Here is a 19,284-nt window from a genome sequence, read left to right as displayed (position 1 = left end):
TAAGGTGACTTCTGCTTCAACGAACGCGCGAAGTTTTCCCGTCGCCCCAATCCGAAGACCACGATTTCACTTGCATAATCATATAAGGATATCTTTATATGACCGTATGAGCCTGTCCGCTGACCAGACTGTCGAAGCCTTGCGCGCCGCCGGCGAACCCACCCGTCTGCGCGTGCTGTCGCTGCTAGCCGGCGAGGAGCTTTCGGTCATGGAGATGTCGCGTATTCTGGACCAGAGCCAGCCTCGCGTGTCGCGTCATCTGAAGCTGATGACCGACGCCGGCCTGATCGAACGGTTCCCCGATGGCGCCCGCGTCTATTACCGCCTGTCGCACGACGCCCAGGCCCGCCGCCTGATCGACACCGTGCTGGACATCCTGGCCGACGATGCCGGCGAGGCCGATCACCGCCGCCTCGACGAGGTTCGCAGGGATCGCGAGGAAGCCGCCGTCACCTATTTCGAACAGATCGCGCCCCAGTGGGATCGCCTGCGCTCGCTCTATGTCAGCGAGACCGCCGTCGAGGCCGCCCTGGAAAAGGCCGTCGGCCCCGGGCCGTTCGAACGCGTCGTCGACCTGGGCACCGGCTCGGGCCGGATGCTGACCCTGTTCGGCAAGAAGGCCAAGATGTCTGTCGGGCTGGATCTCAGCCAGAACATGCTCAACATCGCCCGCACCAATGTCACCAAGGCCGGGTTGGACAAGGTCGAGCTGCGCCACGGCGACATCTTCGCCACCCGCCTACCCGCCGCCAGCGCCGATCTGGTGATCGTGCACCAGGTTCTGCACTATCTGTCCGACCCGTCCGCCGCCGTCGCCGAGGCCGCTCGCCTGGTCAGCCCGAACGGCCGCCTGGTCATCATCGACTTCGCCCCCCACGACTTCGAACATATGCGCGAGGCGCACCAGCATCGCCGCCTGGGCTTCGCCGACAGCGAGATCAACGGCTGGCTGCTGGACGGCGGCCTGACGCCGTCCGCCCCCATCGCCCTGCCGCACGACGCCGAGGGCCTGACCGTGACCATCTGGACGGCGGAACGCCGCGTCCAGGACAGAAAGACCGCCTGATGGCCTCCTTAGCTGACGCCCGCGCCCTGCTGCTGTCGCCCCTGGGCCCTGTCGCTCGCGCCGGGTCCAACCGTGACGACGTGCGCGTCTCGTTCGAATTCTTCCCGCCCAAGACGGACGAGGCCGAGGCCAATCTGTGGAAGGCGATCCGCCGTCTGGAGCCGCTGAACCCCGCCTTCGTCTCGGTCACCTACGGCGCGGGCGGCTCGACCCGTGAGCGGACGCACCGCACGGTCCAGCGCATCATCACCGAGACCTCGCTTCGCCCTGCCGCCCACCTGACCTGCGTCGAGGCCAGCCGCGACGAGGTCGATGAGGTCATCGCGGGCTACAAGACCATCGGCGTCGATCACATCGTCGCCCTGCGTGGCGACCCGCCCGGCGGGTCCGGGATCGGCGGCGTCTATCAGCCCCGCGCCGACGGCTACGCCAACGCCACCGAACTGACCCAGGCCATCAGCCGCGCCGGCGGTTTCGACGTCACGGTCGGCGCCTATCCCGAACGCCATCCCGAAAGCCCCTCCATCGACCACGACATCGATGTGCTGAAGGCCAAGGTCGGTGCCGGCGCCACCCGCGCGGTCAGCCAGTTCTTCTTCGACATCGACGCCTTCCTGCGGTTCCGCGATCGGGTCAGGGCGGCGGGCGTCACCATTCCGCTGATCCCCGGCGTCATGCCGGTGTCCAACTTCGCCGGCCTGACCCGGATGTGCGGCGCCTGCGGGACCAGCATTCCCGACTGGCTGAAAGCCCATTTCGACGGACTGGACGACGATCCCGAGACCCGCCAACTGCTCGCCGCCTCGGTCGCCGCCGAAACCTGCGCGCGTCTGCAGGAAGAGGGCTTCTCCGACTTCCACTTCTACACCCTGAACCGCGCGGACCTGGTCTATGCGATCTGCCGGGTGCTGGGCGTGCGTGAAACCAAGGCTGTGGCGTAATGACCTCCCCCCTCACCCGTGCACAACGCATCGCCGCCCTGCATCAGGCGGCCAAGGAACGCATCCTGGTCCTCGACGGAAGCTGGGGCGTGATGATCCAGCGGCGCGGCCTGTCCGAAGCCGACTTCCGCGCCGACCGCTTTGTCGCCGCCAACGGCCATGACGAGAAGCACCAGATGAAGGGGAACAACGACATCCTCTGCATCACCCGCCCGGACATCATCTCGGACCTCCACGACCAGTATTACGCCGCCGGCGCCGACATCTCCGAGACCAACACCTTCTCAGGCACCACCATCGCCCAGGAAGACTACGCCCTGGACGCCCAGGCGGTGTGGGACATCAATCTGGAAGGCGCCAAACTGGCCCGCGCCGCCGCCGACCGCTGGACGGAGAAGGAGCCGCAAAAGCCGCGCTTCGCCGCCGGCTCCATCGGCCCGCTGAACAAAATGCTGTCCATGTCGTCCGACGTGAACGATCCCGGCGCGCGGCTGGTCACCTTCGACCAGGTCTATGAGGCCTATCGCCATCAGGTGAAGGCGCTGAACGACGGCGGCGTCGACCTCTATCTGATCGAGACCATCACCGACACGCTGAACTGCAAGGCCGCAATCAAGGCGATCAAGGACCTGGAGGACGAGGGCATGGACGCCCTGCCGATCTGGATCAGCGGCACCATCACCGACCGTTCAGGCCGCACCCTGTCGGGCCAGACGGCCGAGGCCTTCTGGAACAGCGTGCGCCACGCCAAACCCTTCGCTGTCGGCTTCAACTGCGCCCTGGGCGCCGACCTGATGCGCCCCTTCATCGCCGAACTGAGCCGCGTCGCCGACACCCTGGTCGCCGCCTATCCCAACGCCGGCCTGCCCAACGCCATGGGCCAGTACGACGAGGAACCGCACGAGACCGCCCACTTCATCGAGGAATGGGCCGCCTCCGGGCTGGTCAACATGGTCGGCGGCTGCTGCGGCACCACGCCGGACCACATCCGCCACGTGGCCGAAGAAGTCTCGCCGCTGAAGCCGCGCGCGATCCCGGAACGGCCGGTGGCCCTGCGGCTGTCAGGGCTCGAACCGTTCGAGATGGTGGCGTGATGAAGGTCAAAATTCCCAGAGAGAATTTCGAAGCGTTTTCTGACGACCTCGAAAGTTTTGTCTCCAACCTTGATACTGGTTTTCGCGCACGCTTTCGTCGCTCCCATGATGCAATCTACATCTGGACCAACCCAGTCGATCCTAGACGTCCTCGCCTGGAGGTAAGCGCGTCCGAGACGGACCTATCGCTTTCTCTTGGCAGCGCCGGTGAAGATGAAATTCCGATGACTGCCGCCAACGCCCGCTGGGTACTGGCCGTCTTGGACGCCTGCCGTGATGGCCGGGTTCGATATGTAACGATGAAGTTGAGCTTAATGCCTGCCTTCGCAGTGATGTTGACGACGAGGGGCCTGAACGAATTCTCCTGGATCGGACAAGGCGAGACAGGACAACGGTTGATCAAGGCGGGGCCACGAAAAGTGCATTCCTATCCCATCACAGGTTGGCAGGAACCACTCGCCTAATGCGCCCCACCTTCATCAACGTCGGCGAACGGACCAACGTCACCGGCTCGGCCAAATTCCGCAAGCTGGTGGTCGAGGGCGACTATTCGGCCGCACTCGACGTCGCCCGCCAGCAGGTCGAGGCCGGCGCCCAGATCATCGACATCAACATGGACGAGGGCCTGCTGGATGGCGTCGTCGCCATGCGGACCTTCCTGAACCTGATCGCGGCCGAGCCCGACATCGCCCGCGTGCCGGTGATGATCGACAGCTCCAAATGGGAGGTGATCGAGGCGGGCCTGAAGTGCGTCCAGGGCAAGCCCATCGTCAACTCGATCAGCATGAAGGAGGGCGAACAGGCCTTCCGCGATCATGCGATCAAATGCCTGCGCTATGGCGCCGCCGTCGTGGTCATGGCCTTCGACGAGGTGGGCCAGGCCGACACCGCCGCCCGCAAGATCGAGATCTGCACCCGCGCCTATAATATCCTGGTCAACGAGGTCGGCTTCCCGCCCGAGGACATCATCTTCGATCCCAATATCTTCGCCGTGGCGACGGGGATTGAGGAGCACGACAACTACGCCGTCGACTTCATCGAGGCGGTGAAGGTCATCAAGGCCACTCTTCCCTACGCCCGGATCAGCGGCGGGGTGTCCAACGTCTCGTTCAGTTTCCGCGGCAACGAGCCGGTGCGCCGGGCCATCCACAGCGTCTTCCTGTACCACGCCATCCAGGCGGGCATGGATATGGGCATCGTCAACGCTGGCGACCTGCCCGTCTATGACGACATCGACCCGACCCTGCGCGAGGCGGTCGAGGACGTGATCCTGAACCGCCCGCAGCGGACGAACGTCTCGAATACCGAACGCCTCGTCGACATCGCGCCCAACTACAAGGGCGACAAGGGCGTCGCGCGCGTCGTCGATCTGAAATGGCGCGACCAGCCTGTCGCCGCCCGCATCGCCCACGCCCTGGTCAACGGCATCACCGAATATATCGACGCCGACACGGAAGAAGCCCGCCTCTCATTCGAACGTCCCCTGCACGTCATCGAAGGGCCGCTGATGGATGGGATGAACGTGGTCGGCGACCTGTTCGGCTCGGGCAAGATGTTCCTGCCACAGGTGGTGAAATCGGCCCGTGTGATGAAGCAAGCCGTCGCCTGGCTGGAGCCCTTCATGGAGGCGGAGAAGGCCGGCAAGCCGCGCGAACAGGCGGGCCGGATCCTGATGGCCACGGTCAAGGGCGACGTCCACGACATCGGCAAGAACATCGTCGGCGTCGTGCTGCAATGTAACAACTACGAGGTCATCGACCTGGGCGTCATGGTCCCGGCCGACCGCATCCTGGACGCCGCCGTCGAGCACAACGTCGATATCATCGGCCTGTCCGGCCTGATCACCCCGTCGCTCGACGAGATGGTCTTCGTCGGCGCCGAGATGGAGCGGCGCGGCTTCGACATCCCCCTGCTGATCGGCGGCGCCACCACCAGCCGCACCCATACGGCGGTCAAGATCGAGCCCGCCTATCGCCGAGGCTCGACCACCTATGTCGTCGACGCCAGCCGCGCCGTCGGTGTGGTCTCCGGCCTGCTGTCCAAGACCGACCGGGCCAAGAACGAAGCCGCCACCCGCGACGAATATATCCGCATCCGCGAGCAGTACGCCCGTGGTCAGGAGGTCAAGGCCCGCGCGACGCTGCAACAGGCGCGCGAGAACCGCTTCCGCATTGACCCGACCCAGCCCCTGCCCGGCAAGCCGTCCTTCATCGGCGTGAAATCCTTCGACGCCTGGGATCTGAAGGACTTGGCCGACCACATCGACTGGACCCCCTTCTTCGCCAGTTGGGAGCTGGTCGGCCGTTATCCGCTGATCCTGGACGACGAGATCGTTGGCGAGGCTGCGCGAGACCTGTTCGAGGACGCCAAGGTCATGCTGAAGCGGATCATCGACGAGAAGTGGTTCACGGCCAAGGGCGTCGTCGGCTTCTGGCCCGCCCGCGCCGACGGCGACGACGTCATCGTCTTCTCCGACGAGAGCCGGGACACGGAGATCGCCCGCTTCCACACCCTGCGCCAGCAGATCAAGAAATCGAACGGCAAGCCGAACCTCGCCCTGTCCGACTTCATCGCTGAAGAGGGCGAGGACTATATCGGCGCCTTCGCCGTCACCGCCGGTCACGGCGAACTTGAAGTCGCCAAACGCTTCAAGGACGCCGGCGACGACTATTCGTCCATCCTGGCCACGTCGCTCGCCGACCGCCTGGCCGAGGCTTTCGCCGAACGCCTGCACAAGGAAGTCCGCACCCAGCTATGGGGCTACGCCGCCGACGAAACAGCCGACATCGACGCCCTCATTTCCGAACAATACCAGGGCATCCGTCCCGCCCCCGGCTATCCGGCCCAGCCCGACCACACCGAAAAGGCCACCCTGTTCCGCCTGTTGCAGGCCGAAGACAACGCCGGCATGGCGCTGACCGAGAGCTACGCCATGACGCCCCCCGCCTCGGTCTCCGGCCTCTATTTCGGCCATCCGGGCAGCCACTATTTCGGCGTCGGCAAGATCGATCTGGACCAGGTCGAGGACTATGCCCGCCGCAAGGGCTGGGATGTCGCGACCGCCGAACGCTGGCTGGCGCCCATCCTCAACTACGACCCTGCCGCCAAACGCGAAACGGCGGCCTGAGCCGAAGCTCAAGCCGCCGTCGTTCTTCGCATCAAAAACGTGAACGCCGCCTAGTTGATGCCGACGCTTTCCAGCGTGGCAGGCGGTGTCGTGACATTGTTGCGGATACGTCGTGCAGCATGTTCGCAACGGCCGGGCAGACCGAAGAACAGGCCGAAGGACTGGCTGCGCGCTTCGGCATCCGTGTTCGCCATCAACGGGGCCCACTGCGCTTTCACGGCGGCGACGGCCTGCTCGGCCTCAGCCTTGGAAGCCGCCGACTGACGCGGGGCCGCGACGGCCAGGGCGCTGCGGAAATCCTGAGCCTCCAGCCGGCCCAGGCGGACCAGTTCCACATCCTCGGGCGCATGGGCCGGCAGCGTATCGCCCAGATCGGCATGACCCGTCACCAGCGCGTCACACCAGGCCACCAAGGGATAGTCGGCGCTGGGCGCCCCACGCGGCAGCGGCCGCGCATAGGCGATCGCTTCGCGGGTCTTAAGAGCTTCGGCGCTCTCGCCCCCCTGGTTCCCGGTCACTATCGGACCGTCCTGAGCTTGGCTCGACGCCTGAGCGTGAGCGGTCGCGCCCGCGAGAGTGATGACGGCGGCGAGCGCGGCTGCAGATTTCTTCAATTTTGGCATCCCGTTGTCTTGAGCCCCCCGGCCTGAACTGGTGCCTGTAACGTTTGATCGCCGGAATGGTTTTTGTGCGGCGAAAAAAAGAAAGGGCGGCGAACCCGAAGGTTCGCCGCCCCATTTTAAAGACGTTCGCTACATCAACCAGATGTGCACGCCGTCGCGTTAGAACGAGTAGCGAACACCGAGGTAGGCGCGCCGCGGCGCGACCCAGTTATTAGCTTCGCCAAAGTCATAATCGGCGTTGCCAGCCACGTCAGTGAAGACGGATGTGGCGGACTGCTGATTAAGAACGTTGAACACGTCCAGGAACAGCTCTGCCTTACCGAAGGCCAAGTCAACATCATACGATGCCCGGACATCCAGCGTATAATACGATGGCGCCTTACCTTGGCCCGTGAAACCTGGCGACAGCCAAGTGGAAGTAGTTCCCTCGAACTCGTAGGCATCGTCACGAGGGCCAGCCACATACCCATACAGGTAGCTCACGGGAGTGAAGATGATTCCGCTGTTCCAGTTGAACACGGCGGCAACCTCTAGGCCGAAATCGAACTCATACGACCCAAAGGCCTTGAAGATGTGCTCGATATTTCCTGGTTGTTTGCCCCAGATGTTAGGCGCACGGGGGTCAAGATAGATAAAGTCACCCTGAACGCCCGCGTTGCCGTCCGAAGAACTGTTACCTTGCGCGTCATTATAAGTATATGAAATCAACGCTTGCCAGTTGTCCGTCTTGAACTTCTGCAAGGTGATTTCATAACCCATATAATCGCGCTTACCACCTCGCAACGTCCCGAGCACATAGTTAATCTCTTGATTACCTACGGCTTCGATTTGGGCGTCACTTAGCCCGAAATACGAATATGGGATGTACAGAGCACTGCCTGGAACGGCTTGACCATCTTCTCCAACACCGTTCGGATCCGAATACACTGCGAGGTCGTAATCTTCCAGGATGTTCCTGGTATCACGCTTCGTCGCAGTCAGCGTCAGACCGATGTCGTTGCCGAACGTCGTGGAATAACCAAGGACAAACTCATCCGTGTAAGGCGTTTGGGTGCTTGGAGCGAAGATGGAATCAAGGACCTGCGCACCACCTCGGGTCCGGAACGTGACCCACTCACCATTAATATTGATCTGTTCTGCATCCACAGCACCCGACAGGCTGCCGGCAAAGCCAGTCATGTCGTTACGAACGGGGTCATAATAACGACCGCCGAAAGCCCACACCTTGGAGCGACCATCTCCAAACAGATCATAGACAACGCTGACACGGGGAGCGATCTCCCAGTCGAACGTGAACAGTTCTTCCCCGTTAGACGCGATGTGGGTCCACTCTTCAGCACGCAGGCCGGCGTTAACCGTCCATTGGTCCATTGTCCAAGTGTCTTGCAGGAAAGCCGATTTGCCTTCGCTACGGACATCGTTCACGCCATCTGCTGTGCGGAGCGAACGATAAGCGTTGATCTGGCCGCCGGGGTTTCCAGAAGTGTCGGTGAATTCGATCGCGCTTATTTCGCCAACCGACAGAGCACCGTCTCCGTCGGTGTCCAGGTCTGCATATATGGCTGCACGATTGCTGCTTGCGTCGATGCCAGCGATCACTCGGGCGCGGTCGTCGTCGCTGAATACCGCGCTAGTGAACGCTCCACTCGAAATATCGCCGTAGGTTGTGCCGGAATAGCGATCAGAGATCGACGTATAGGTCGCTCCACCCGCGACTTGAGAATCGACGATGCTTTGGTTTTCCGTCGAGGTGTACCCAGCCTTGAACGTGTGGGTACCGAACCGGCCCGTATCCAGATAGTATTCCGCGCGGAGGCCCCACTCTTCACGGTTCCGGAAACGTTCGGTGTTGGTGCCAGAACCACCAATATTGGCCTCTTCATACTCGTAGTCGGCACCGCGAAGGAACACGACATTATTTCGAGTAGATTGGTCTGCGGCAAGAGTAGAAAGTTCCGACTCGTGCTTATACCAGTAGCCGCCGACTGTTAGGTCACCAAAGGTGTGAGAGTAATCGACCTTGTAATTGTCCCCACCCTGAACCTGGGAGGTATCCCGATAGTTTCGGATGGAAGCGCTCGAGCTGCCGCTGATCTCAGTGGGGTCGCTGAAGTAAGTTGCGGTAAGGCGGTCGTCTTGAGTGACCTGCCAAGTCACTTTTGCGAATCCATATTCCGCGTCATTTTCAACGGTACGCTGAACTTCACCGGTATCGAGGTTCAAGACATCATCTTCACGATGCTTTTTCTGGTAGGACCCGAATACCCACAGACGGTCTTTCCAGATGGGACCACCCAAGGTGAACGCGGTATCATAGGTCGAGAAACCTGCGGACTCGCCATGCTCATCCTCTTGGACCAGCGTGTCATTTTGAAGATAATAGTTGAGCGAACCATGCCACTCATTACCACCTGACTTCGTAATGACACTCGAAATCAGGCCGGATCCGCCTTCGTATTCTGCCGGAACGCCGGCAGTGATGACTTGCTGTTCTTGGATAATTTCGGAGTTGAAGTTTGCCCCGAATGTGCCCGTGACCGGGTCTGTAACGTTCACACCGTCAAGGACGTAGATATTGTCGGATGATGCGCCAGTTGTACCCGTCACGGACGAGTTGATGCCCGATTTCGACGAGGGGTTCGAACCTGGTTTTACGCCAGGGACCAGTTGCAGATAGCTTTGATAGCTACGTCCGGTGGGAAGCGATTCCACGATGTCGAGGTTCAGCGTCGTGCTGACAGTTGCCGACGTGACATCGACCGCAGCCAGCGCCGTGCCCGTAACGACAATATCCCCCAAGGTCGAAACGGCGCCGCTGCTCATCGCGTAACCTACCGACCGGTCCTGGCCGCTGACGACTGCGACGTTCGAAGAGCTGAATGGCTCATAGCCGGTAGCTTCCACGGCAACCGTGTAGTTGGTGGCAGGGTCCAGTCCACGCAGGCTCGCGCGACCTTCCGCATCCGTTACAGCAGTACGAGTAACCAAGCTGCTGGGCGAGCTAACAACAACGGTAGCCCCCGCCAGCGGTTGACCGGAGTCACCGGTGATGGACACACGGAGACCACCCGTCTGTGATTGGGCGTGAGCAGCCGTAGGAAGCAGAACGACCGGAGCGACAGCGAGCGCCATCAGCGCAGCGCCGCCCATCATCGTACCCGCCAACAGTCGCTCACGAATGGTTTGGATTTTCAAAAGTAGTCCTCCTGAATGCCGACCTGACGCCCTTAGGCTTCAGCGCATGAACCTCCACGCCCCCATTGCGCGTAGATTGATCATGACCATAACGGCGCTCGGAGGGGACGCCACAGCTATTACAGACCGGTAATGTCTTCGTCGCCAGGCTGTCGCAATATGGCCACACGAAGGCAACCTCTGCCATATTTGGCCACTATCGTGCGTCTCGGAGTAGTGGAATGGATTATCCTTGCGGGTAACTCGGCGTTTCTTGGGTCATTAGTGCGCGAAGATAATATTTCGCGCGTAGTTCGACCTCACCCCTCCACTACCGCTCGCGTGGCGTAGGGCGCGGGTTCCGGGGTGCAGGATGCGGCGATCATCTGAACCGCCATGAGACACAGCAGCGCCGCCACGATAGGCTGGAGCCGATTTGAAACAGCGAAGGTGGTCGAACGGGCCATGGCGGGCGCTCCAGGGATGGTTATCGAAACCTTGACGCAAAGGCTGCGCCAAGGCGGGAGATGTTCGGGATGATTCCTTTCGTCACGACCTTCGACTTCGCCTATGGGCGGTCCGATCAGGTGTCGCCGCTGGTTCAGCGCGTGATCGCTGACAATCCGGGGCCTTTCACCTTCACCGGCACGGGGACCTATGTGATTGGCCGCGCCGAGCCGGGCGCGACGGTTGCGGTGATCGATCCGGGGCCCTTGGACCAGGCGCATCTGTCTGCGCTGCTGAGGGCGGTCGAGGGGCGACGGGTCAGCCATGTCCTGGTCACCCACACCCATCGGGACCACGCGCCGCTGGCCAGGCCGTTCGCGGCGGCGACAGGCGCGCGCATTCTGGCCGCCGCGCCCCCCACGAGGGAGACGCACGCCTCCGGCGCGCTGGACGAGGAGGAAGACGCGGACTTCGCGCCCGACTTAGCGCTGACGGGGGGTGAGTTCATTGAGGGCGACGGCTGGACGCTGGAAGCGCTATTCACGCCCGGGCATGCGTCGAATCACATGGCCTTCGCCCTACGCCAGGAGAACGGGTTGTTCTGTGGAGACCATGTGATGGGCTGGTCCACCACCGTCGTGGCGCCGCCGGATGGCGACATGAACCAGTATATGGCCAGCCTTGACGCCGTAATCGCGCGAAACTTCGATGTGCTGTGGCCCACGCATGGCGCGCCGGTGAGGCAGGTGCGGCCGTTCCTTGAGGCCTATCGCGCTCACCGGCTGGAGCGCGAGGCGCAGATCGTCATGCGGATAGCGGCGGGGGATCGGACCATCGCGGAAATGGTCCCGGTCCTCTATGCGGCCGTCGATCAACGCCTGTGGCCGGCGGCGTCTCTGTCGGTGCTGGCCCATCTGATCAAGCTGGTCAAGGACGGCGCGGCGGTCAGCGATCCCGAGCCTGGACTGGGCGCAACTTTCCGGCTGGCCTAGCGCGCAGCGTCCAGGCCTGTGGCGATGCGGGCGGCCAGACGGCAGGTCGCGCCGCCGTCGGGACGCGGGTCGCGGGCGGCGACGCGGATGTCGGTGCGGCCGGGGCGGATGCGGACGATTGCGTCGCTGACGAAGCCGAACCAGGCGCCCTGATGCACGGCCTCGACCTCGAAGGTCGAGGCGCGGGTGACGACGAAGCCGGCGTCGACCAGGGCAGAGGTCGCCTGTTGGGCCAGGACCTGGGTGGGGACGGCGCTCACGTTCGGACAGGTCTGCGACGTCGAACCGCGATGGAGGGCGGCGACGCGCGAGAAGGCCGGCGGTTCGTCGGCGTTGGTGGTGACATCGAGGGGCGAAGGGGTCGCCAGTTGTCCCTGCCGCCAGACGAAGCCGCCCACCGTCGCCCCGGCCAGGACCAGGGCGACGAGGGCGTAAAGCCCCCTGCCCTTCAGGTCGCGCACCGCCAGAACCGCCGCGACCAAGGCGCCCGCCAGCCCGACCCAGGCCAGGATGCGCGCCACCGTCCAGGTCAGCAGATCATAGCTGACCGATAGATCGACCCCGCCGAACTTCGTCGCCGCGATCGCCGCCACGATCAGCACCGCCGGCGCCCCCGCGAGCGCCGTCAGCCACGGCAGGACGGCGGGTACAGGCTTTCTGGACGGCATTGCGGCTCCGGTTCGAACTCAGCCCCAGCCTTCAGGCGGGATCGGGCAGACGGTAGTCCTTCATCCGCTCGCGCAGAAGCTTCTTGTCGATCTTGCCGGTGGCGCCCAGGGGAATCTCGTCCACGGCGACCACGTCGTCGGGCATCCACCATTTGGCGATCTTGCCTTGCAGGAAGTCGAGATGCTCCTGCTTGTCCAGGGTCTCGCCGTCCTTGAGCCGCACGATCAGCACCGGTCGTTCGTCCCATTTGGCGTGGGCGGCGCCGATGACGGCGGCCAGTTCGACCTTGGGGTGGCCGACGGCGATGTTCTCGATCTCGATGGAGCTGATCCATTCGCCGCCGGACTTGATCACGTCCTTGGACCGGTCGGTGATCTGCATGAAGCCCATGGCGTCCACCGTCGCCACGTCGCCGGTGTCGAAGAAGCCTTCGTCGTCAATGATGTCGCCCTCCTCGCGGAAATAGGCGCGGGCGACGGTCGGCCCCCTGACCATCAGATGGCCGAAGGTCGCGCCGTCATGCGCCAGGGTCGCCCCCGCGTCGTTCTTGAGCTTCAGTTCCACGCCCAGCGGCGGGGTGCCCTGTTTGACGCGCCACTTCAGCTGTTCCTCGAACGGCTTGTCCGCCAGTTCGGGCGTCATGTTCGACAGGGTGCCGATGGGCGAGGTCTCGGTCATGCCCCAGCCCTGAAGCACCTCGATCCCATAGTCGTCATGGAAGGCGCGGATCAGGCTTTCGGGCACGGCCGAGCCGCCGATCAGCACCCGTTTGACGGTCGAGAGCCGCAGGTCGTTCTGCTTCATATGGCCCAGCAGGCCCTGCCAGACGGTGGGCACGGCGGCGGAGAAGGTGACCTTCTCGCTCTCCAGAAGTTCGTAGATCGAGGCGCCGTCCATCTTGGCGCCCGGCATGACCAGTTTGGCGCCGGCCGCCGGTCCGCCGAAGGCGATGCCCCAGGCGTTGGCGTGGAACATCGGCACGACCGGCAGGATCACCTCGTTGGGCGTGGCGCCCAGGACGGTCGATTGCAGGCCTAGCAGCGTATGGATGAAGTTCGAGCGGTGCGAATACAGCACGCCCTTGGGATTGCCCGTCGTGCCCGAGGTGTAGCACAGGCCGCAGGCGGTCTGTTCGTCGAAGTCACCCCAGACCACCTCGGCCGACTGACCCGCGATCACCGTCTCATAGGCCTCGGCCCGGGGCAGCTTGGTCTGCGGCATATGGGCGTCGTCGGTCATGACGATGACGCGCTCGACCTTGGGGATGTGCGGCAGGATGGCTTCCAGCAACGGCACGAAGGTCAGGTCGGTGAAGATGACCCGGTCCTCGGCGTGGTTGATGATATAGACCAGCTGCTCGGGGAAGAGACGCGGGTTCAGGGTGTGGCAGACCGCGCCGATCCCCATGACGCCGTACCAGGTCTCGATATGTTTGTCGGTGTTCCAGGCCAGGGTGGCGACGCGGTCGCCGGGCGCGACGCCCCAGGCCTTCAGGGCGTTGGAGACGCGTTTGGCGCGCTCATGGATCCGGCCATAGGTCGTGCGGACGATGGGGCCCTCGACCGAGCGGGTCACAACCTCGCGGTCGCCATGCCAATGTTTGGCGTGGTCGATGATCTTATCGACCGTCAGCGGCCAGTCCTGCATCAAGCCCAGCATGTCGTTTCCTGTTCCTTGGTTACGCCTGCTTGAATGCGACGCTTGGGACGGACGCTATCATCGGTGATCAGCGATAAGCAACGTGACGCAACGTCATGTTCCGCGCGACCGATCGTCCCCTGTGGCGTCGGTCCGTCTGGCGCTCTAGAAGGCCGGTCATGGCCATATTGATCGCGATCACGGGGGGCTCCGGCTCCGGCAAGAGCACCCTGGCGGAGGCGCTGGTTTCGGCCTTGCCGCAAGGGGCGGCCGTGCTGGTGCGCGAGGACAGCTACTATCGCGATGCGGCCTCCCTGCCCGGCTTCGACGCCGCGACCTTCGACTTCGACGATGTGGCGGCGCGCGACCACGACCTGATGATCGGGGACCTGAGGGAACTGAAGGCCGGGCGGGCGGTGACGGCGCCGGTCTATTCCTTCATCCATCACGGGCGCGAGCCGGGCGGAGAGCCGATCCCCGCCGCCGAGGTGGTGATTGTCGAGGGCACGCACGTGCTCTGCACCCCCGACCTGACCGCCCTGTTCGACATCCGGGTGTTCGTGGACACGCCGTCCGACATCCGCTTCATCCGCCGCCTGTTGCGCGACCAGACCGAGCGGGGCCGGTCGGCGGATTCGGTCGTGGCGCAATATCTGGCGACCGTGCGTCCGGGCCACGAGCGCCTGACCGAACCGTCGCGCACCCACGCCGACTTCATCGTCGCCGACGCCACAGCGGCCGTCCGCCTGGAAGACCCGCAAGCCGTGGTGCGTCTCGCCGCGCCGGTCCTGGCCCATCCGCTGCTGCAGGGTTTGCTGGACGGTTAGCGCAAGAGGTCCCTGACACGGGGGTGTTTCGATCCCGACGGCGCGCCTCTACGTCGCGTCTGGATAACCGTTCCGAAAACCCGATTTCGGTTCAAGCGCGCTATCCCGTCGGATGCTGATGCGACCGGAAGGCCGCTGATGCATTGTGGACCCGCATCTTTCGGTCCGGAGCGGCATGCCTGATCCCTATATCGTCGTCCTGTTCGTCGTCGGCGCCCTGATCGCCCTCGTCGCCTGGCTTCCGCTGGTGTTCCGCAAGGTTCCGCTCTCGCTGCCGATCGTCTGCGTCGCCCTCGGCGCCGGCCTGTTCGCCCTGCCGGGTATCGACTTCGCGCCCTTGCCGCAGCGGTTTCCCGAGATCACGGAGCGGCTGACGGAGTTCGTGGTCATCATCGCCCTGATGGGCGCCGGCTTGAAGATCGACAGCATCTTCAGCTTCAGGCGCTGGGGCGTCACCTGGCGGCTGCTGGGCATAACGATGATGCTGTCCGTCGCCGCTATCTTCCTGATCGGCTTTACGGTGTTGGGCCTCGGCGTGGCCGCCGCCGTCCTACTCGCCGGCTGTCTTGCGCCCACCGACCCGGTGCTGGCCGCCGACATCCAGGTGGGCGCGCCGCAGGAGGGGCGCGAGGACATCGTGCGTTTCGGCCTGACCTCGGAGGCCGGGCTGAACGACGGTCTGGCCTTCCCCTTCGTCCATCTGGCCATCGCCCTGGCCCTGGCGGCGTCCGGCGTGAAGCCCGACTGGTTCACCGACTGGCTGACCGTCAATGTCCTGTGGGAAGTGTTCGCCGGCCTGGCGGTGGGCTGGGCGATCGGATGGGTGTTCGGCTGGCTGACCTTCGCCATTCCGGTCAGCAGCAAACTGGCCGCCACGCGCGACGGCTTCATCGTTCTGGCGGCGACCTTCATCTCCTATTCGGTGACGGAGATGCTGCACTGTTACGGATTCCTGGCGGTCTTCATCACCGCCCTGGCCTTCCGCCACGCCGACCGCGACCACGACTTCCACGTCCAGATGCATGACTTCATCGAGCAGATCGAGCGTATGACGATGATGGTGGTGCTGGTCCTGTTCGGCGGCGCCCTGGCGTCCGGCCTGCTGGCGCCGCTTCGTCCTATCGACATCGCTGCGGCCTTTGTCGTCGTGCTGGTGGTCCGCCCCCTTGCCGGGCTTGTAGGCTTCATCGGCTGGCGCCGGCCTATGCGTGAGAAGCTGATCCTCGCCTTCTTCGGCATTCGCGGCGTGGGGTCCTTCTACTACCTCGCCTATGGCCTCAACAGCGCGTCCTTCCAGCAGGGCGACCGCCTGTGGGCGCTGGTCGGCCTGATCTGCCTGATGTCGATCCTGCTGCATGGCGTATCGGTCACGCCCGTCATGCGCATGTTCGACAAAAGCCAGGGCCGCGACCCCGACCGCGACATCGAGCCGCCGGAGACCGCCGGTCGCGGCGCCGCAGCCTAGCCGGACCGGCGGGCCTAACCCCTGGCCTTCTTCAGGTCAGCCACCATCCGCTTGCGCTGCTGGTCATGGTCGGCGTCCAGGGCGGCGCGCCGGTCGTTCAGCGCCTGCTGTTTCGCGTCCAGTTCGGCCGATGCGGCCTGATGGTCGCCGTCCAACGCTTCCAGCGCCGCCTCCAGCTTCGCGACCTTCTCGCGCCTGGCCTTCGAAGGGCCAGCCGACGTCTTCGTCCTCGCCTTGGAGATCTTGCCGACGTCGATAGTCAGGCCGCGCTCGACCACTTCGCCTGGCGAGGCAAGGGCCGCCTCATAGTCCAGCCCGCCGCTCAGTTCACTGGCCAGGCCCGTGGCGAACAGGTCCTGCTTGGATCCCCAGGCCTCCAGCGCCTTGGGCCGCGAGCTGGTCGCCACGGAGAAGGCGTGAAAACCGTCCGACCAGGTGAAGACCTTCAGCCTGGGCGCCATTCAGTCGATCAATCCGCGCCGTTGCATGTCCAGCACCACCGGGTCCATCAGGGCCGTGACCACCTCGATGTCGAAGGCGATCTCGGCCTCGGTCTCGTCGGCGAACTGGCGCGGCTGGCCGTGCCGCAAGGTGGACAGCCGCCAGGATTGCTGCACCACGCGTTGCCGTTCCGCCAGTTGCTCGACACGCATCAATCGGACGCCCGCCTGCGATCGGATCAGGGTCTTCCGGGTTGTCATGATCGGTCCTCCCGCGACATTCCTCTCACAACGAACGCGGTTTGTGGAGTCAGCCCCAACCCTCCACACCGACTTGTGTCCGACCACGCAAGTGGTTGTTTCCGCAACCGTACTTATGACAATTTTCGCAAGGGCGTGGCGCCATTTCCAGACAGGCGCATTCACGTGGCATGAGTTCAACCATCGCTTTCGTCGGCGCGGGACCGACCACCCTCTACACGCTGGCGGCCCTGCTGGATCAGGCGCCCGGCGACATCCAGATCACCGTCTTCGAGGCGGAAGCCGAGGCCGGGATCGGCATGCCTTATCGGCCCGGCTGGAACCACCCCGCCATGCTGGCCAATATCGCCAGCGTCGAAATCCCGCCCGTCACCGAGACCCTGGTGGACTGGCTCGGCCGCCAGTCGACGAGCGCCTTGGCCGCCCTGGGGATTGCGCCGGACCAGATCGACGATCGCACCTTCTTTTCCCGCCTCACCCTGGGTCGATATTACGCCGAACAATTCGACGCCCTGGTCGATCGCGCGCGGCATGCGGGGATCAGGATCGAGGTCCGCACCGGATGCCGGGTCGTGGACGCCGTCTATGACCACGACAGCGTCGGGCTGATCGTCTCGCCCGGCGGCGACTTCCTCTATCATCAGCGTTTCGACTTCGTCGTTCTGGCGACGGGCCACCAATGGCCGGTCCAGCAGCCCAGCCCCGGCTATTTCCTGTCGCCCTGGCCCGCCTCCAGTCTGACCGCCCTGCCCCCCGTCGAGGTCGGCGTTCGCGGCTCGTCCCTGACGGCCATCGACACGGCGGTCGCGATCGCCTCCGCACACGGCGCCTTCGTGCGACGCGGCGGCGTGCTGATCTATGAGCCCGCCGAGGAAACGTCAGGCCTGCGGTTCGCCCTGATGTCGCGCAAGGGCCTGCTGCCTGAGGCCGACTTCTACTTCCCCCTGCCGCACCCGCCCCTAGCGATCTGCACGACCGAGGCGATCGAGCGGCTGATCACGGCGCCGGATGGCGACCTCCTCGATGCGGCGTTCGCCCTGTTCAAACGCGAACTGACCCACGCCGACCCCGCCTATGCGCAGGCCAACGGCCTGGCGGACGCGACGGTGGAGACCTTCGCGGAATGCTATTTCGCCGCCCGGGCGCAGGCCGACCCGTTCGAATGGGCCGAAGCCAATCTCGAAGAGGCCCGGAGAAACCACCGCGATCAGGTGGTCGTGCCCTGGCGCTACGCCATCCTCAGAATGCACGAGGTCATCGGCCTGATCGCGCCGCATCTGGATGGGCGGTCGTTCGCGCGGTTCAACCAGCACCTCAAGCCGGTCTTCGTGGACGACTACAGCTCGGTCCCGCATGAATCGATCGAGCGGATGCTGGCCCTTCACCGGGCGGGCAAGCTGGAGATCCTGGCGCTGGGCGACGACTACCGGATCGACGCCGATCCCGCACGAGGCGGCGCCGTGCTTGAGACTGGCGACGGTCGCAGACATTTCCCGACCTTCGTCGAGGCCATGGGCCAGCGGCCGCTGTCCGCCGACCAGTTCCCCTTCCCCTCGCTGGTGAAGCAGGGCCTCATTCACGACGACGTATCGGCCGATGCGCCCGAGGCCCGACGCGGCATCGCCATCGACGACGCCTTCCATCCGCTGTCCGCTGCCGGCCGGATCGCGCGTCTGTACTGCCTCAGCCTGCCCTTCATCATGGGACGACATCCGTTCGTCCAGGGCATCACCAGTTCGTTCGACATGGGACGGATCGTCGGCCGCGACCTCGCCGAGGCGCTCAACGCCGAGCGCCAGACCCTCGCCCCCTCGACCGCCCAGGCCGCCTAGGCCGCCTAGGCCGCCTAGGCCGCCTAAAGGCCGATCAGGACGCCTTCAACGTCCAGTCGGGCCGCACGAAGTGGCAGGTGTAACCGGCCGGATAGCGCTCCAGATAATCCTGATGCTCGGCCTCCGCCTCCCAGAACGGCCCCACCGGCTCGACCTCGGTCACCACCTTGCCGGGCCAGACGCCCGAGGCGTCCACGTCGCGGATCACGTCTTGCGCCAACGCCTTCTGCGCCTCGTCGACATAGTAGATGGCCGAACGGTAGCTCAGGCCGATGTCGTTGCCCTGGCGGTTTAGGGTCGAGGGATCATGGATCTGGAAGAAGAACTCCAGGAGCGAGCGATAGCTGATCAGGGCCGGATCGAACACGATCTCGATCGCCTCCGCATGCGTGCCGTGGTTGCGGTAGGTCGCATTGGCCACGTCCCCGCCGGTGTAGCCGACCCGCGTCGAGACCACGCCCTTGTAGCGACGCAGCAGATCCTGCATCCCCCAGAAACACCCGCCCGCCAGCACGGCGCGTTCCGTCTTGTCCGTCATGGCTCAGGTCTTTCATTCGTTGTGGGGCGCAAGCGTGCGTTGACCCATAGCATTATTGTGCATGTGGCATGGCGACCTACGCCGATCTAGACGCGTCCGTTACATTCAGACATGCCTTCGGCAGCGAGGCGCGATGATGTCGACGTTCCA

17 protein-coding genes are annotated in these 19,284 nt (G+C 64.2%); 9 read left to right on the top strand and 8 right to left on the bottom strand.

Annotated elements, in window-relative coordinates:
* Positions 1-106 precede the first annotated feature (106 nt).
* From ACODSC_RS03535 to metH, 5 genes are read left to right on the top strand one after another with little or no spacing between them, the layout of a single operon-like run.
* Positions 107-1,066, top strand: a complete 960-nt coding sequence (locus ACODSC_RS03535) for an ArsR/SmtB family transcription factor (RefSeq protein WP_488811841.1) — start codon at positions 107-109, stop codon at positions 1,064-1,066.
* Positions 1,066-2,007: a methylenetetrahydrofolate reductase [NAD(P)H] gene (gene metF, locus ACODSC_RS03530; protein ID WP_488811839.1), complete on the top strand. Its 942-nt coding sequence runs from the start codon at positions 1,066-1,068 to the stop codon at positions 2,005-2,007. The genes ACODSC_RS03535 and metF overlap by 1 nt, the downstream gene beginning before the upstream one ends.
* Positions 2,007-3,101 carry a homocysteine S-methyltransferase family protein gene (locus ACODSC_RS03525; RefSeq protein ID WP_488811837.1) on the top strand — a complete coding sequence of 365 codons (1,095 nt, stop codon included), beginning with the start codon at positions 2,007-2,009 and terminating at the stop codon, positions 3,099-3,101. Before metF ends, ACODSC_RS03525 begins: the two co-directional genes overlap by 1 nt.
* Positions 3,098-3,565 carry a hypothetical protein gene (locus ACODSC_RS03520; protein WP_488811835.1) on the top strand — a complete coding sequence of 156 codons (468 nt, stop codon included), beginning with the start codon at positions 3,098-3,100 and terminating at the stop codon, positions 3,563-3,565. The genes ACODSC_RS03525 and ACODSC_RS03520 overlap by 4 nt, the downstream gene beginning before the upstream one ends.
* Positions 3,565-6,228: a methionine synthase gene (gene metH, locus ACODSC_RS03515; RefSeq protein ID WP_488811833.1), complete on the top strand. Its 2,664-nt coding sequence runs from the start codon at positions 3,565-3,567 to the stop codon at positions 6,226-6,228. Before ACODSC_RS03520 ends, metH begins: the two co-directional genes overlap by 1 nt.
* Before the next feature lie 50 nt (positions 6,229-6,278).
* On the opposite strand, the gene ACODSC_RS03510 is transcribed toward metH, so the two are convergent.
* From ACODSC_RS03510 to ACODSC_RS03500, 3 genes are all read right to left on the bottom strand, one after another.
* Positions 6,279-6,746 carry a hypothetical protein gene (locus ACODSC_RS03510; RefSeq protein WP_488811831.1) on the bottom strand — a complete coding sequence of 156 codons (468 nt, stop codon included), beginning with the start codon at positions 6,744-6,746 and terminating at the stop codon, positions 6,279-6,281.
* Between the two features lie 264 nt (positions 6,747-7,010).
* The gene (locus ACODSC_RS03505) at positions 7,011-10,046 is read right to left on the bottom strand and encodes an outer membrane beta-barrel protein (protein WP_488811829.1); all 3,036 of its coding nucleotides are present in this window, start codon (positions 10,044-10,046) and stop codon (positions 7,011-7,013) included.
* Between the two features lie 299 nt (positions 10,047-10,345).
* Positions 10,346-10,492: a hypothetical protein gene (locus tag ACODSC_RS03500; RefSeq protein WP_488811827.1), complete on the bottom strand. Its 147-nt coding sequence runs from the start codon at positions 10,490-10,492 to the stop codon at positions 10,346-10,348.
* A 69-nt stretch (positions 10,493-10,561) separates the two neighbouring features.
* On the opposite strand from ACODSC_RS03500, the gene ACODSC_RS03495 reads away from it, so the two are divergent.
* Positions 10,562-11,464 (top strand): MBL fold metallo-hydrolase, encoded by a 903-nt coding sequence (locus ACODSC_RS03495; protein ID WP_488811825.1) that lies wholly within the window; start codon positions 10,562-10,564, stop codon positions 11,462-11,464.
* On the opposite strand, the gene ACODSC_RS03490 is transcribed toward ACODSC_RS03495, so the two are convergent.
* Both ACODSC_RS03490 and ACODSC_RS03485 read right to left on the bottom strand, forming a co-directional pair.
* Positions 11,461-12,132, bottom strand: coding sequence for a DUF1499 domain-containing protein (locus tag ACODSC_RS03490; RefSeq protein WP_488811824.1), 672 nt, complete (start codon positions 12,130-12,132; stop codon positions 11,461-11,463). The two genes, ACODSC_RS03495 and ACODSC_RS03490, sit on opposite strands and share 4 nt — an antisense overlap.
* Positions 12,133-12,163: 31 nt before the next feature.
* A complete protein-coding gene (locus ACODSC_RS03485) occupies positions 12,164-13,792 on the bottom strand; it encodes a long-chain-fatty-acid--CoA ligase (RefSeq protein ID WP_488811822.1) in 1,629 nt (542 codons plus the stop codon).
* A gap of 158 nt (positions 13,793-13,950) precedes the next feature.
* Between ACODSC_RS03485 and udk the strand changes: the two genes are divergently transcribed.
* Together udk and ACODSC_RS03475 are read left to right on the top strand one after the other, a co-directional pair.
* A complete protein-coding gene (gene udk / locus ACODSC_RS03480; RefSeq protein ID WP_488811820.1) occupies positions 13,951-14,598 on the top strand; it encodes a uridine kinase in 648 nt (215 codons plus the stop codon).
* Positions 14,599-14,773: 175 nt separating this feature from the next.
* Entirely contained in the window at positions 14,774-16,063 is a 1,290-nt protein-coding gene (locus tag ACODSC_RS03475) for a cation:proton antiporter (protein WP_488811818.1), read from the top strand.
* Positions 16,064-16,077: 14 nt separating this feature from the next.
* On the opposite strand, the gene ACODSC_RS03470 is transcribed toward ACODSC_RS03475, so the two are convergent.
* Together ACODSC_RS03470 and ACODSC_RS03465 are read right to left on the bottom strand one after the other, a co-directional pair.
* Positions 16,078-16,524: a hypothetical protein gene (locus ACODSC_RS03470; protein ID WP_488811816.1), complete on the bottom strand. Its 447-nt coding sequence runs from the start codon at positions 16,522-16,524 to the stop codon at positions 16,078-16,080.
* Entirely contained in the window at positions 16,525-16,764 is a 240-nt protein-coding gene (locus ACODSC_RS03465; RefSeq protein WP_488811814.1) for a hypothetical protein, read from the bottom strand.
* A gap of 170 nt (positions 16,765-16,934) precedes the next feature.
* Here ACODSC_RS03465 and ACODSC_RS03460 point away from each other — a divergent pair, with 170 nt between their 5' ends.
* Positions 16,935-18,596 carry an FAD/NAD(P)-binding protein gene (locus tag ACODSC_RS03460; protein WP_488811812.1) on the top strand — a complete coding sequence of 554 codons (1,662 nt, stop codon included), beginning with the start codon at positions 16,935-16,937 and terminating at the stop codon, positions 18,594-18,596.
* 34 nt (positions 18,597-18,630) lie between these two features.
* Here ACODSC_RS03460 and msrA read toward each other — a convergent pair whose 3' ends face one another.
* The gene (gene msrA / locus ACODSC_RS03455; protein WP_488811810.1) at positions 18,631-19,134 is read right to left on the bottom strand and encodes a peptide-methionine (S)-S-oxide reductase MsrA; all 504 of its coding nucleotides are present in this window, start codon (positions 19,132-19,134) and stop codon (positions 18,631-18,633) included.
* Positions 19,135-19,284 lie beyond the last annotated feature (150 nt).

This window comes from Brevundimonas sp. FG128, assembly GCF_057809775.1.
The sequence above is the reverse complement of the archived record's forward strand: the minus strand, read 5'-3'. Positions and strand labels throughout refer to the sequence as shown.

Bases quoted from the DNA above. Each gene is read 5' to 3' on its own strand.
- ACODSC_RS03535 (WP_488811841.1), top strand. From the start codon at position 107: ATGAGCCTGTCCGCTGACCAGACTGTCGAAGCCTTGCGCGCCGCCGGC.
- metF (WP_488811839.1), top strand. From the start codon at position 1,066: ATGGCCTCCTTAGCTGACGCCCGCGCCCTGCTGCTGTCGCCCCTGGGC.
- ACODSC_RS03525 (WP_488811837.1), top strand. From the start codon at position 2,007: ATGACCTCCCCCCTCACCCGTGCACAACGCATCGCCGCCCTGCATCAG.
- metH (WP_488811833.1), top strand. From the start codon at position 3,565: ATGCGCCCCACCTTCATCAACGTCGGCGAACGGACCAACGTCACCGGC.
- ACODSC_RS03500 (WP_488811827.1), bottom strand. From the start codon at position 10,492: ATGGCCCGTTCGACCACCTTCGCTGTTTCAAATCGGCTCCAGCCTATC.
- ACODSC_RS03495 (WP_488811825.1), top strand. From the start codon at position 10,562: ATGATTCCTTTCGTCACGACCTTCGACTTCGCCTATGGGCGGTCCGAT.
- ACODSC_RS03490 (WP_488811824.1), bottom strand. From the start codon at position 12,132: ATGCCGTCCAGAAAGCCTGTACCCGCCGTCCTGCCGTGGCTGACGGCG.
- ACODSC_RS03485 (WP_488811822.1), bottom strand. From the start codon at position 13,792: ATGCTGGGCTTGATGCAGGACTGGCCGCTGACGGTCGATAAGATCATC.
- udk (WP_488811820.1), top strand. From the start codon at position 13,951: ATGGCCATATTGATCGCGATCACGGGGGGCTCCGGCTCCGGCAAGAGC.
- ACODSC_RS03475 (WP_488811818.1), top strand. From the start codon at position 14,774: ATGCCTGATCCCTATATCGTCGTCCTGTTCGTCGTCGGCGCCCTGATC.
- ACODSC_RS03470 (WP_488811816.1), bottom strand. From the start codon at position 16,524: ATGGCGCCCAGGCTGAAGGTCTTCACCTGGTCGGACGGTTTTCACGCC.
- ACODSC_RS03465 (WP_488811814.1), bottom strand. From the start codon at position 16,764: ATGACAACCCGGAAGACCCTGATCCGATCGCAGGCGGGCGTCCGATTG.
- ACODSC_RS03460 (WP_488811812.1), top strand. From the start codon at position 16,935: ATGAGTTCAACCATCGCTTTCGTCGGCGCGGGACCGACCACCCTCTAC.
- msrA (WP_488811810.1), bottom strand. From the start codon at position 19,134: ATGACGGACAAGACGGAACGCGCCGTGCTGGCGGGCGGGTGTTTCTGG.